13 protein-coding genes are annotated in these 13,160 nt (G+C 65.8%); 11 read left to right on the top strand and 2 right to left on the bottom strand.

Annotated elements, in window-relative coordinates:
• Positions 1 to 4 precede the first annotated feature (4 nt).
• From trbE to V5F67_RS11695, 8 genes are read left to right on the top strand one after another with little or no spacing between them, the layout of a single operon-like run.
• A complete protein-coding gene (gene trbE, locus V5F67_RS11730; protein ID WP_394017661.1) occupies positions 5 to 2,440 on the top strand; it encodes a conjugal transfer protein TrbE in 2,436 nt (811 codons plus the stop codon).
• A complete protein-coding gene (trbJ, locus tag V5F67_RS11725) occupies positions 2,437 to 3,174 on the top strand; it encodes a P-type conjugative transfer protein TrbJ (RefSeq protein WP_086089447.1) in 738 nt (245 codons plus the stop codon). Before trbE ends, trbJ begins: the two co-directional genes overlap by 4 nt.
• Positions 3,171 to 3,491, top strand: a complete 321-nt coding sequence (trbK-alt, locus tag V5F67_RS11720) for a putative entry exclusion protein TrbK-alt (RefSeq protein WP_183044159.1) — start codon at positions 3,171 to 3,173, stop codon at positions 3,489 to 3,491. The genes trbJ and trbK-alt overlap by 4 nt, the downstream gene beginning before the upstream one ends.
• The gene (trbL, locus tag V5F67_RS11715) at positions 3,491 to 4,840 is read left to right on the top strand and encodes a P-type conjugative transfer protein TrbL (protein WP_394017662.1); all 1,350 of its coding nucleotides are present in this window, start codon (positions 3,491 to 3,493) and stop codon (positions 4,838 to 4,840) included. Before trbK-alt ends, trbL begins: the two co-directional genes overlap by 1 nt.
• Positions 4,840 to 5,529, top strand: coding sequence for a conjugal transfer protein TrbF (gene trbF / locus V5F67_RS11710; RefSeq protein WP_394017663.1), 690 nt, complete (start codon positions 4,840 to 4,842; stop codon positions 5,527 to 5,529). Before trbL ends, trbF begins: the two co-directional genes overlap by 1 nt.
• Positions 5,526 to 6,530 (top strand): P-type conjugative transfer protein TrbG, encoded by a 1,005-nt coding sequence (gene trbG / locus V5F67_RS11705; protein ID WP_394017664.1) that lies wholly within the window; start codon positions 5,526 to 5,528, stop codon positions 6,528 to 6,530. Before trbF ends, trbG begins: the two co-directional genes overlap by 4 nt.
• The gene (locus V5F67_RS11700; RefSeq protein ID WP_394017665.1) at positions 6,527 to 7,729 is read left to right on the top strand and encodes a TraB/TrbI/VirB10 family type IV secretion system protein; all 1,203 of its coding nucleotides are present in this window, start codon (positions 6,527 to 6,529) and stop codon (positions 7,727 to 7,729) included. The genes trbG and V5F67_RS11700 overlap by 4 nt, the downstream gene beginning before the upstream one ends.
• A complete protein-coding gene (locus V5F67_RS11695; RefSeq protein ID WP_394017666.1) occupies positions 7,726 to 7,962 on the top strand; it encodes a DUF2274 domain-containing protein in 237 nt (78 codons plus the stop codon). The genes V5F67_RS11700 and V5F67_RS11695 overlap by 4 nt, the downstream gene beginning before the upstream one ends.
• A gap of 169 nt (positions 7,963 to 8,131) precedes the next feature.
• Here the strand turns inward: V5F67_RS11695 and V5F67_RS11690 are convergent, their stop codons facing one another.
• Positions 8,132 to 9,190, bottom strand: coding sequence for a site-specific integrase (locus V5F67_RS11690; protein ID WP_394017667.1), 1,059 nt, complete (start codon positions 9,188 to 9,190; stop codon positions 8,132 to 8,134).
• Between the two features lie 111 nt (positions 9,191 to 9,301).
• On the opposite strand from V5F67_RS11690, the gene dusA reads away from it, so the two are divergent.
• Together dusA and V5F67_RS11680 are read left to right on the top strand one after the other, a co-directional pair.
• Positions 9,302 to 10,297, top strand: a complete 996-nt coding sequence (gene dusA, locus V5F67_RS11685) for a tRNA dihydrouridine(20/20a) synthase DusA (RefSeq protein ID WP_394017668.1) — start codon at positions 9,302 to 9,304, stop codon at positions 10,295 to 10,297.
• Between the two features lie 113 nt (positions 10,298 to 10,410).
• Positions 10,411 to 11,235 (top strand): sulfite exporter TauE/SafE family protein, encoded by an 825-nt coding sequence (locus tag V5F67_RS11680; RefSeq protein WP_394017669.1) that lies wholly within the window; start codon positions 10,411 to 10,413, stop codon positions 11,233 to 11,235.
• Between the two features lie 21 nt (positions 11,236 to 11,256).
• On the opposite strand, the gene V5F67_RS11675 is transcribed toward V5F67_RS11680, so the two are convergent.
• On the bottom strand, positions 11,257 to 11,916 hold the full coding sequence (locus V5F67_RS11675; RefSeq protein WP_394017670.1) for a hypothetical protein: 660 nt from the start codon (positions 11,914 to 11,916) through the stop codon (positions 11,257 to 11,259).
• Between the two features lie 266 nt (positions 11,917 to 12,182).
• Between V5F67_RS11675 and V5F67_RS11670 the strand changes: the two genes are divergently transcribed.
• Entirely contained in the window at positions 12,183 to 13,076 is an 894-nt protein-coding gene (locus V5F67_RS11670; RefSeq protein ID WP_394017671.1) for an ATP-binding protein, read from the top strand.
• Positions 13,077 to 13,160: the final 84 nt, after the last annotated feature.

Raw genomic sequence — 13,160 nt, 5'->3', positions numbered from 1 at the left:
GTCCATGATGAACCTCGCCGAGTATCGCAATCGCACCGCAAGCCTTGCCGACTATTTGCCCTGGGCCGCCCTGGTCGCACCGGGCGTCGTCCTCAACAAGGACGGTTCGTTCCAGCGCACGGCGCGCTTCCGCGGCCCGGATCTCGACAGCGCGACGCCGGCTGAACTCATCGGCACCACGGCGCGCCTCAACAGCGCGCTCCGCCGCTTGGGCTCCGGTTGGGCCATTTTCGTCGAGGCGCAGCGCAGTCCGGCGACCGCGTATCCAGACAGCATCTTTCCTGAGGCCGCGTCCGCCCTGGTCGATCTCGAACGCCGTGAGCAGTTCGAAGCCGCTGGCGTTCACTTCGAGAGCCGGTACTACCTCACATTCCTCTGGATGCCGCCCGCCGAGGATGCGTCGCGCGCCGAGAGCTGGCTCTACGAGGGGCGGGATCAGACCGGCGTTGATGCCCGAGAGTTGCTCCGCGGCTTCGTCGACCGCACCGATCGCGTGCTGCAACTCTTCGAAGGCTTCGTACCGGAGGTCGATTGGCTCGATGATCCAGAGACGCTGACCTATCTTCATTCGACCGTCTCGACCAAGCGCCAGCGCGTTCGCGTCCCCGAAACGCCGATGCACCTCGACGCGCTGCTGATTGATCAGCCGCTGGTCGGTGGACTGGAGCCGCGCCTGGGAAACTCCCATCTGCGCACGCTCACGGTCATCGGATTCCCGACCGCGACCCATCCCGGAATCCTCGACGAATTGAACCGGCTTGCCTTCCCGTACCGCTGGTCGACGCGCGCGCTCCTGCTCGACAAGACGCAGGCCGTAAAGCTGCTCACGAAGATTCGGCGGCAATGGTTCGCGAAGCGAAAGGGCATCGCCGCGATCCTCAAGGAAGTGATGACCAACGAGGCGTCGGTCCTGGTCGACAGTGATGCCGCGAACAAGGCGGCCGATGCCGACATGGCGTTGCAGGAACTGGGGGCCGATGACGTCGGCCAGGCCTACGTCACAGCGACGGTGACGGTATGGGATGAAGACCCCAGCATTGCGGCCGAGAAGCTGCGGCTGGTCGAGAAGATCATCCAGGGTCGCGACTTCACCTGCATCGCCGAGGGCGTCAACGCGATAGAGGCGTGGCTCGGCTCTTTGCCAGGCCACGTCTACGCCAATGTCCGACAGCCGCCGGTCTCGACGCTGAACCTCGCCCACATGATCCCGGTCTCCGCGATCTGGGCCGGCGAGGTGCGGGACGAACACTTCGCGGCGCCGCCATTGTTCTTCGGCCGGATCGAAGGCTCGACGCCGTTCCGCTTCTCGCTGCATGTCGGCGACGTCGGACACACGTTGGTGGTCGGTCCGACCGGCGCCGGCAAGTCGGTCCTGTTGGCGTTGATGGCGTTGCAGTTCCGGCGTTATCCGGGCTCGCAGGTGTTTGCCTTCGACTTCGGTGGATCGATCCGCGCCGCCGCACTTGCCATGCAGGGCGACTGGCACGATCTCGGCGGCGGGCTGTCCGACGGCGCGGAGACATCCGTCTCGCTCCAGCCGCTCGCCGGCATCCACCACATGCCGGAACGCGCCTGGGCCGCCGACTGGGTCGTCGACATGCTCGCGCGCGAGCAGGTCGCGCTGACGCCCGAGTTGAAGGAGCATCTTTGGGCCGCGCTCGCTTCGCTCGCCAGCGCTCCACTCGGCGAGCGGACGCTGACCGGCCTTGCCGTCCTGCTACAGTCCGCCAAGCTCAAACAGGCGCTGCGGCCGTTCTGCATCGGCGGCGCCTACGGGCGGTTACTCGACGCCGAGCAGGAGAGACTCGGCGAGGCGTCCGTACAGGCATTCGAGACCGAAGGTCTGATCGGCACCGGCGCCGCCGGCGCGGTGCTCGCCTATCTCTTCCACCGCATCGAGGGCCGGCTCGATGGTCGCCCGACGCTCCTGATCATCGACGAAGGTTGGCTCGCGCTCGACGACGGGGGGTTCGCCGCGCAATTGCGCGAATGGCTGAAGACGTTGCGCAAGAAGAACGCGTCCGTCGTCTTCGCCACGCAGTCGCTATCCGACATCGACGGCAGCCCGATCGCGCCCGCCATCGTCGAGAGTTGCCCGACGCGCATCTTCCTTCCCAACGAGCGCGCGATCGAACCACAGATCACCGCGATCTACCGGCGGTTCGGCCTGAACGATCGGCAGATCGAGATCATCGCGCGCGCGACACCCAAGCGCGATTACTACTGCCAATCCCGCCGTGGCAACCGCCTGTTCGAACTCGGATTGGGTCCGGTTGCGCTCGCTTTCTGCGCCGCCTCGTCCAAGACCGATCACGCGGACATCGAGCGCGTGATCGCTGAGTTTGGCCACGAGGGCTTCGTTCACGGCTGGCTCGCCGCACATGACCTTCTCTGGGCCGCCGATCTCATTCCCAACCTGACCAACCTGGAGTCATCATGAGCATCAAGCAGTCCGGCCGCCGTGCGGCAATTCTTGCGGCAACTGTCGCCGTCATCTTGTCGATCGCGCCGGCATCGGCACAGATCGTGTTCGATCCCAACAACTATGCGCAGAACGTGTTGCAGGCGGCACGCGCGCTGGAGCAGATCAGCCATCAGGTTACATCACTGCAGAACCAGGCGCAGATGCTGATCAACCAGGCGCGCAACCTTGCGAGCCTGCCGCAATCATCGTTGAACCAGATCGTCGGATCGATCCAGCGCACCCAGCAGCTTCTCGGTCAGGCCCAACGCATTACCTATGATGTCGGGCAGATCGACCACGCCTTTTCCACGACTTACGGCGCAGCCTCAACGACCGCCAGCGACCAGGCGCTGATCGATGGCGCGCGCGAGCGGTGGCGCAATTCCGTCGCAGGCCTTCAGGACGCCATGAAGGTTCACGCCGGAGTCGTCGCCAATCTCGAGACCAACCGCACCGAGATGTCGTCGCTCGTGACCGCGAGCCAGTCCGCGACCGGCGCGTTGCAGGCGACCCAGGCCGGTAACCAGCTCATCGCCTTGCAGACACAGCAAGTTGCCGATCTCACCGCGGCCGTCGCGGCGCAAGGCCGCGCACAGAACCTCGAAGCCGCGCAACGCGCCGCTGCGCAGGAGCAGGGCCGTGAGCAACTCCGGCGCTTCCTGACCCCCGGCGCGGGCTACCGTCCCACCACAGTGCGGATGTTCCAGTGATCAAAGTCTGGCTGCGCGACAACGGCAAAGGTGGAAACGGGCGTGATGCGGCCGTCCGCTCCTTTCTGCGCTTCACCGCGATCGCTGTTGTCGTGGCGGCCATCGTCATCGCCATCGGTGAGGCCAGCCGCACCGATGACGCAAGCCACGATGTTGTGCCTCTAACAACGAAAAGCGATCCGATGGCAGCCGATCTCGCGCGCTGCCGCGACGTCACGGCCGAGCAACTTGCGGCCGACGACACTTGCCGCCGCGTCTGGGCCGAGAACCGCCGGCGCTTCTTTGCACCCAACAACAAACCGGCTGAGGCGCGCTGATGGGCGGCACTGGCGTCATCGATCATTTCCTCGAAGTCTTCACCCGCTACATCGATTCCGGGTTCGGTCTGTTGAGCGGCGAAGTCGCGTTTCTGGCCACGACCTTGATCGTCATCGACATTACGCTCGCCGCGCTGTTCTGGAGCTGGGGCGCCGACGAAGACATCATCGCGCGGTTGGTCAAGAAGACGCTGTTCGTCGGCGTCTTCGCCTACATCATCGGCAACTGGAACGCGCTCGCGAAGATCGTGTTCGAGAGCTTCGCCGGCCTCGGCCTGAAGGCGTCCGGCACGGGATTCTCCGCCGCCGACCTTCTGCGTCCCGGTCGCATTGCTCAGGTTGGGCTCGATGCCGGCCGCCCGATCCTGGAATCGATCTCCGGCCTGATGGGCTACATCGCCTTCTTCGAGAACTTCATCCAGATCGTCGTGCTGCTGTTCGCCTGGGGGATGGTGCTGCTCGCCTTCTTCATCCTCGCGATCCAGCTCTTCGTCACGCTGATCGAGTTCAAGCTGGCCACCTTGGCGGGCTTCGTGCTGATCCCGTTCGGTCTGTTCGGTCAGACCGCCTTCCTTGCCGAGCGCGTTCTCGGCAATGTCGTCTCCTCCGGCGTCAAGGTGCTGGTGCTCGCCGTCGTCGTCGGCATCGGCTCGACCTTGTTCTCCGAATTTACGGCGGGTTTCGGCGGCAATCAGCCGACCGTCGAAGACGCAATGGCAATCGTCCTTGCCGCACTCTCGCTGCTCGGCCTCGGCATTTTTGGACCCGGCATCGCCAATGGTCTGATCTCGGGCGGCCCGCAACTCGGTGCGGGCTCCGCGGTGGGAACGGCCGTGGCCGCAGGCGGTGCCGTCATGGCGGGCGGCGCGGCAGCCGGAATGGCCGTGAGGGGAGCAGGGGCGGCGATGGGCGCGACCGCCGCGGCCGCGCGCGGCGGTGCCGCGCTCGCCGGCGGCGCGTCAACATCCTACGGCCTCGCCTCAGCCGGACAGAGCGGCGCTTCCGGTGTCGCGTCCGGTCTATCCGGCGTTGCCCGCGCAGGTGCCGCGGCCGCGACGCGCCCGGTCAGCCGCGCGGCGAGCCGGGCTTCCGGCGCGATGGCCGAGAGCTATCGCGGTGGCGCACGGAGCGCCGCCGCTGCGACCGGCGGCTCCTCGACGATGGGCACGATCGGCGGGTCGAACGCCGGTGATGCTGCTGCGAGTCCATCTTCGCCGCCCGCCTGGGCGCAACGCATGAAGCGCCATCAGACGATGAGTCACGGCGCCACTGCCGCCGCGCATGCTGTCCGCTCTGGCGACAGTCATGGCGGCGGCGCCTCCATTTCCCTCCGACAGGATGAACGCTGATGAATGTCTTCCGTCGCCCTTCTGTGCGCTACGGCGCAACCCCTGAACCCGAGACGCCCTATCAGCGCGCAGCTCAAGCCTGGGACGAGCGCATAGGCTCTGCGCGGGTGCAGGCGAAGAACTGGCGGCTGATGGCATTCGGCTCGCTGTTCCTTTCGGCGGGCCTCGCGGCGGGCCTGGTCTGGCAGTCGGCGCGCGGCTCGATCGTCCCCTGGGTGGTGCAGATCGACAAGATCGGCGAGGCGCAGGCGGTTGGTCCCGCGATCGCCGACTACAAGCCGACCGATCCGCAGATCGCCTGGCATCTCGCGCGCTTCATCGAGCAGGTCCGCGCGATACCGGCTGATGCCGTGATCGTGCGCCGGAACTGGCTGCGCGCCTACGAGTTCACGACCGACCGCGGCGCATCGGCGCTCAACGACTACGCGCGCGTCAACGATCCTTTCGCAAAGGTAGGCAAGCGCCAGATCGCCGTCGAGGTCTCGAGCGTCATCCGCGCCTCGCCGGACTCGTTCCGCGTCGCCTGGTTCGAGCGCGCTTATGAGAACGGTCAACTCGCCGGCATCGAACGCTGGACCGCGATCCTCACCATCGCCCTGCAACAGCCACGCGATGCCGACCGCCTGAAGCAGAACCCGCTCGGCATCTATGTCAACGCCATCAACTGGTCGAAGGAGCTCTCCCAATGAAGCCGCCGATCCATAAGCAAAAGCTGCTCAAGACCCTTCTTCTGATCGGCACCGCGGGACTCGGAGGGTGCGCGCAAAAGCTATTTCCGCCCGACATCACTTACGATGACTTCGTACCGGCCGTTCAGGCCGCCGAACCGCCATCGCCGGTGCAAGTGGTCGAGCTTCCAAAGCCGCTGCCGCTGCCCGGTCAGTTGAAGCCGGTGCCGGGCGCCAAGGCGCCGCCGGAGCCAAAGGATCCGAAGGACCGCATCACGCAGGCAAACAAGGCAGCGCGCGTCCAGCCGGTGCGCAACGGTTTCATCAATGCCGTGCAGGTCTATCCATTCTCGTCCGGCGCGCTCTATCAGGTCTATGCCGCGCCGGGACAGGTGACGGACGTCGCCTTGCAGCCCGGCGAGCAGCTTGTCGGCTCCGGCCCCGTTGCCGCCGGCGACACCGTGCGCTGGATCATCGGCGACACTGAGAGCGGCACGGCCGAGACCAAGCAGGTCCATATCCTGGTGAAGCCCACGCGGCCGGACCTGCAGACCAATCTCGTTATCAATACCGATCGCCGCACCTATCTCCTCGAGTTGAACTCGACCGAAAAGACCTACATGGCCTCGGTGTCCTGGCAGTATCCGCAGGACCAACTCATCGCGTTGCGGCGTCAGAATGCAGCCGCGCATGCCGCCCAGCCGGTCGCGACCGGCGTCGACATCTCGTCGCTCAACTTCCGGTACGAGATCGAAGGCGACACGCCGGCGTGGCGACCGCTGCGGGCCTTCGACGACGGCATCAAGGTCTATATCGAGTTCCCATCGGGTATCCGGCAGGGCGAGATGCCGCCACTCTTTATTATAGGGGCTGGCGGCGACACTGAACTCGTCAACTACCGCGCCCGCCAGAACTACTACATCGTCGACCGCCTGTTCGGCGCGGCCGAATTGCGCCTCGGCGACAGCAACAGCGAACGCCGCGTCCGTATCGTCCGCACCGACGGAAGGCGCCGGTCATGACCGATGGAACGCAGAATGCATCGGACGTCGCGCCCGACTTGCGTCTGCGACCTGAGCGGCCACAGGTCACGCGTTTGTCGCGCAAGGTGCTGATCGGCCTCGGCGCCGTCTCTGGACTCGCGATTGCGGCGGCGCTGATCTACGCCCTTCAGACGCGACGCGCCGGCCAGGACAACAGAGAACTCTACTCGACTGAGAACCGTCCGACGGCGGATGGCCTGACGGGCCTTCCGCGCGACTATACCGGCATCCCCAAACTCGGACCGCCGTTGCCGGGCGATCTCGGCCGGCCGATCCTCAGCGCGCAGAACCAGGGACAACCGATCCCGCCGGGTGGCCCGCTGCCACAGCCGGGCGTCACGCCCGAGGAGCAGCGCCGCCTGCAGGAGATCGAAGCTGCCCGTTTGAGCAAGCTCTTCGCAGCGACGGCAATCCGCATCGCTTCGCCTGTAACGCCTGCAAGCGCGACTCCAGCGCCAGGCACGACGCTCGCGGTGCCGGCGGAAGCCCCGCCGCTCGACCCCAACGCCATGCAGAACATGCAGGATCGCAAGCTCGCATTCGTCAACGGCCCGATCGATCGCCGCACCGTCAGCCAGGATCGCTTGGCGAATCCGGCGTCGCCCTATGTGGTGCAAGCCGGCACCGTGATTCCGGCAGCGCTTCTCACCGGCATTCAGTCCGATCTTCCCGGGCAGGTCACAGCGCAGGTAACCGAACACGTTTATGATACTCCGTCTGGAAAACTCCTGCTTATCCCGCAGGGATCTCGGCTGATCGGCCAATACGACAGCCAGATTTCTTTTGGTCAGAAGCGCGTTTTGCTCGTCTGGAATCGCATCATGCTGCCTGACGGAAAGTCCATCGTGCTCGAGCGCCAGCAGGGTGCCGATGCACGTGGCTTCTCCGGCCTCGAGGACGAGATGGACTATCACTGGTGGGATCTGATCAAGGCCGCTGCGCTGTCGACCTTGCTGAGCGTCGGCGCGGAAGTCGGGTCCGACCGCGACGAGAGCGACCTCGTCCGCGCCTTACGCCGTGGTTCCCAGGATTCGATCAACAGCACTGGCCAGCAGCTCGTGCGCCGTCAACTCAACATCCAGCCGACGCTCACCATTCGTCAGGGCTTCCCCGTGCGCGTGATCGTCAATCGCGATCTCGTGATGGCGCCCTACGGCCAGCAGGAGGCAAGCAGATGAGCAAGCTCAAGCTCGGCACGATCGAGGATGACAAGCCGGTAAAGCTCACGATCGAGTTGCCCGCCGCCGTGCATCGCAACCTGGTCGCCTACGCGGAAGCCATCGGGCGCGAGAGCGGGCAGCCGGCGCCGGATCCCAGCAAGATCGTGGCGCCGATGATCGAACGATTCATGGCGACAGATCGCGCGTTTGCCAGCGCACGAAAGTCCAAGCGAAGTATTGTGGCCAACTAACGATTTAGCACCTCGACTGTCCCAGACGGTTCGTTTCGAGATGCCGGCTCGGGCGTACTTACCCGGCGACTCCGATCACTCAGAAATTGATACGACGAGTGTGACCAGAAGTGGCGCGCCCGACACGATTCGAACGTGTGACCTCCACCTTCGGAGGGCAACGTTCGAACTAAGCAGCCTGTGATGCTTTCTTCAAATGCAATGTCTCTGGCTTCAGGTGCGTATAGCGCCGGAGCATCTTCCAGTCCTTGTGGCCGGTAACAAGTGCGACCTGTTCGATTGAGAAACCGGCTTCAAAGAGGCGGCTCGTACCTTCATGACGAAGATCATGGAAATGAAGATCTTCGATCTTGAGGTCTTTGCATTGACGGCGAAACGCCGTGCCGACCGAACGTCCGTTGTACGGAAAAATTCTACCTTCGCGAATATTTGAAAAGCGTCCTTGTTCTTCAATGATCTCGCACGCGTCATATCCCGACACGTCCAGCAGCGGGATGCGTTGATCGTTGCCTTTCTTCTTCCGAGGGTCCTTGCGATCTCGAATGAGAAGCATCTTGCTTTCGGGATCAAAGTCACGCCACTCGACGCGCGCAATTTCGTCCTGCCGCATTGCCGTTGCGACGGCAAATCTAATGATCCGGTCAACGGGGATTTGTTGCCGGTCATTGGCTGCGAGACTCGCGATGATGAGATCGAGCTCCTTTTGTGTTGGGCGACGGTCGCGCTCGTTGCCCTTGCCGACAAGACCAAGGCGTCCGAGAGCAATACGCGCGAGATTGATTGGTTCGATCGAAACGGTCACGCCATGTACCGCTGCGGCATGTGAGAGAATCGTCTTGATGTATCCCAAATCGATGCCAACCGTCACGGAACCCGCGCCCTCTTGCGCGCGCTCTTTTCCGAACTTGATGAGACGCTCGCGATCGAGTTCTCCCAAACGGAGATGTCCGAGCCTCTCGTCAAGGAATTTTAGACTCGCGTCCTTCGACCGCCCGATTTTCTTGCTGACCTCTTCAAGGTCTTGGCGGTGAAGAGCGATGAGATCGCCAAAAAGTTTGGCCTCTCGGGCTCGCGAAGTTGCAGGCTCCTGACGATCAATTCTTCGCTCGATGTCCAGTGCCCATTCCTCGGCGTCCTTACGGCGGACGAATGTCTCATTGACGTACTTTCCTTTACGTCGGACCTGAGCACGCCACGAACCTGACTTTAATCTGCTAAAGGTAGCCACGCGTGTGCGCTCCGTGTGCACTGAGGTGTCGAAAAGCCGGAAAAATCGTCGTATGACGTCGCAAAAATGAGTGCACACGACGGGACCTAACGATCTGAATGTACTGAAAAAATGCAGCTAAATCAATCACATAGATTTGCCGTGGCGCCTATGATGGACTGGACGGATCGTCATTGCCGCGCCTTCCATCGCACGCTGTCGCGCCGGGCGCGGCTCTATACGGAAATGGTCACGGCGCCCGCGGTGATCCACGGCGACCGCCGGCGCCTGCTCGGCTTCTCGGCGCAGGAGCATCCCGTCGCTCTCCAGCTCGGCGGCAGCGACCCCGCCGCGCTCGCCGAGGCGGCGCGCATCTGCGCCGATTTCGGCTATGACGAGATCAACCTCAACGTGGGCTGCCCCTCGGACCGGGTGCAGGGCGGCAATTTCGGCGCCTGCCTGATGCGCGAGCCCGACCTCGTGGCCGACTGCGTGGCGGCGATGAAGGCATCCGTCGCGATCCCGGTCACGGTCAAGTGCCGCATCGGCGTCGACGAGCAGGACCCGGAACAGGCGCTCGACGCCCTCGCGGACAGGGTGGTGGCGGCGGGCGCCGATGCCCTGATCGTCCACGCCCGCAAGGCCTGGCTGAAGGGCCTCTCGCCGCGCGAGAACCGCGACGTGCCGCCGCTCGACTACGGCCGCGCCCGGCGTCTGAAGGAGCGGCTGCCGCAGGTGCCGATCATCCTCAACGGCGGCATCGCCTCGCTTGCCCAGGGCCGGGCCGAGCTCGGCCCGCTCGACGGCATGATGCTCGGCCGCGCCGCCTACCAGGACCCCGAGATCCTGCTCGCCGTCGATCCCGAGCTGTTCGGCGCCGCCCCGCCCCACGCGGATGCCTTCGCCGCCGTGGAGGCGTTCGAGCCCTATATCGCCGCCCATCTGGAGGCGGGCGGACGGCTCGCCGACATCACCCGCCACATGTTGGGCCTGTTCGGCGGACGGCGCGGCTCGCGCCTCTACCGGCGCCGGCTCGCCACCGAGGCGATCCGTCCCGGCGCCGGCCTCGCGGTGCTGCGCGCGGCGGTGGACGAGGTGAAGCGCCGCGCCGACGCGGCCGCCGCCTGAGGCCGCGGCCGAGCCACGCGCCCAATTGACGGCAGGGTTGCGGGAATTGCGCTGGACAGGCTTGGCCATTGCGGGCACAGGGGCGAGGCTTCCCCCTTGCCCGCCGAGACTCCATGCCCTGGAACGAGATCGCATTCCTCTGCCTGGCCCTTCTGGCCGGTGGCGTGCTCACCGGTCTGCTCGCGGGCATGTTCGGGGTGGGTGGAGGCGGCGTGATGGTGCCCGTGCTCTACGAGGTGTTCCGGGCGGTGGGCGTGGATGAGAGCCTGCGCATGCAGCTGTGCATCGGCACCTCGCTCGCGGTCATCATCCCCACGTCCTACATGTCCTATCGCGCCCACGCCGCGCGCGGCGCCGTCCTGCCCGGGGTTCTGGCCACGTGGCGCCTGCCGGCGATCGCGGGGATGCTGACCGGCACCGCCATCGCCGCCGTGGTGAACGGCTGGGTGCTCAAGGCGGTCTTCGTCGGCCTGATCGGCGTGCTGGGCATCAAGGCCATCATGGGGCGCGACGACATCCGCATCGCCGACGGGCTGCCGGGCAAGGGAGCGCTGCGGACCATCGGCTATTTCCTCGGCCTCGCGGCCTCCCTGGTGGGCATTTCGGGCGGCGGCGTCGCCACCAATATCCTGCTGCTCTACGGGGTGCCGATCCACGCGGCGGTGGCGACCTCCGCCGGCATCGGCATGATCATCCCCATACCGGGCGTCATCGGCTACGCGGTGGCGGGATGGCCGCACCTGTCCGACCTGCCGCCGCTGTCGCTCGGCTACGTCTCCCTGATCGGCTTCGTCTGCATGGCGCCGCTGAGCATGGTGTTCGCGCCCATGGGCGCCCGCATCGCGCACCGGCTGCCGCACCGCAAGCTGGAGATCGGCATCGGCCTGTTCTTCCTGGCCATCGCGGCGCGCTTCTTCATCTCCCTGATCTGGGGATGAGCCAAACGCCGGGACGCCGCGTCACCAGCGGTGCTTGAAGCCGGCCGTGACGCTCTTGTCGATCTCCGAGCCGGTGTCGGAGACTTTGGTCGTCACGTTGAAGCCGCTGGCGATCTCCTGCTGCGCGCTGAGGGACGGGAGCCACCCGGCCTGATCCTGGCCGGTCTTCGCCCCCACGGAGAGCGTGGTCCTGGTGTCCTCCAGCTTCACGCTCACGGACTTGTCGGTCTCCCAGGTCTCGCTCGCCGCGGCGCGCTCGAAGGAATAGCTGTCCTTCAGCGTCGCGGTGATGCCGCCGCCCACGCCCACGGACCGGGAAAAGCTGGTCGAGATCTTGCTGGTCTCGTCCGCCGGATTGACGGTCAGGTCGACGGCGCCCTTCTGCCAGAACATCCAGTCGGGAAGCGTCTTCACCGCCACCTTGGCATAGGCCGAGCCGGAGAGCGCCTCCTGGCCGGCGACGGGATCGGCGATGGATGACGCGGCCGGCTCCGTCACCGCCACGCCCACCTTGGTGCCGAGGTCCGCGACCTCGTTGGAGAAGTCGAGGGAGGTGGAGCCGTCCTTGTTCTCGGTGCGCTTCGACTCGCTCTTGGTCTGCGCCAGCGCGGGAGATGCCGCGAGGGCAAGGGCGATCACCACCAGAGCGGCGCGGCGGCGGGGCGGCTGATTGGCAGGCATAAGCGTCTCCGGAAGCAAACCGTTCGGCGCGTGTCGTCACTCGCACGCGGACCCGCGCAGCAGGCGCATCTCGCCCTGCCCGGCCCCGCGGCCGTCCCCGTCCGATCCCAGCTCTCTCAGATGGGTGGGGAAAAGTTAAGGCAGACTTTCCGCATCCCTTCCGTTTTTTCCGCCATGCGCTTCCTGCATGGCTCCGCCCGCGCCCTTCCCGCCGTTCCGCTTGCGGCGGCGCCGCCCGCGCCCTATCCCCGCGCGGGGAGGACCAGATGACGAGCCCGAAAGACACTTCCGCCGACGATACCCTGACCCTGATCGCCCGCATCGCCGATGCGCTGGAGCGCATCGCGCCGCCGCGCGTGCCGGCGCCGGATTTCGAGGCCGCCGATGCCTTCGTGTGGCAGACCGGCCCCGGCCGGTTCGATCCCGTGCCCCGCGTCAACCGCGTGGAGATGGACCTGCTGCAGGGCATCGACCGGGTGCGGGACCAGCTGATGGAGAACACGCTGCGCTTCGCGCGCGGGCTGCCGGCCAACAACGCGCTGCTCTGGGGCGCGCGTGGCATGGGCAAGAGCTCGCTGGTGAAGGCCGCCCACGCCGCCACCAACCGGCTGGTGAACGATCCCTCCGGCGCCCGCCTGAAGCTGGTGGAGATCCACCGCGAGGACATCGAGACCCTGCCGGCGCTGATGAGCCTCGCGCGCGCCTCGAAGCACCGCTTCATCGTCTTCTGCGACGACCTCTCGTTCGATGCCGACGACACCTCCTACAAGTCGCTCAAGGCGGTGCTGGAGGGCGGGATCGAGGGGCGGCCCGACAATGTCATCTTCTACGCCACCTCCAACCGCCGGCACCTGCTGCCGCGCGACATGATGGAGAACGAGCGCTCGACCGCGATCAATCCCGGCGAGGCGGTGGAGGAGAAGGTCTCGCTCTCGGACCGCTTCGGCCTGTGGCTCGGCTTCCACAAGTGCAGCCAGGACGAATATCTCGCCATGGTCGCCGCCTACGTGGCCCACCACGGCCTGCCGGTGGAGGAGGAGCAATGGCGCCGCGAGGCGCTGGAATGGGCCACCACGCGCGGCGCGCGCTCGGGCCGCACCGCGTTCCAGTTCGTCCAGGACCTCGCCGGGCGCACCGGAACCCGCCTGAAGTCGGCCTGAGCCCTCGCGGGGAGTGCCGCAGACGCACGAAGGGGCGCCCGCTTGGGCGCCCCTTCGTCTTGGATCAGATCACAGCCTGCGAGG

The organism is Xanthobacter pseudotagetidis (assembly GCF_043194795.2).
Classification (GTDB): Bacteria; Pseudomonadota; Alphaproteobacteria; order Rhizobiales; family Xanthobacteraceae; genus Xanthobacter; species Xanthobacter tagetidis_A.
Note: the sequence above shows the minus strand (reverse complement) of the source record. Positions and strands in the feature narration are given on the sequence as shown.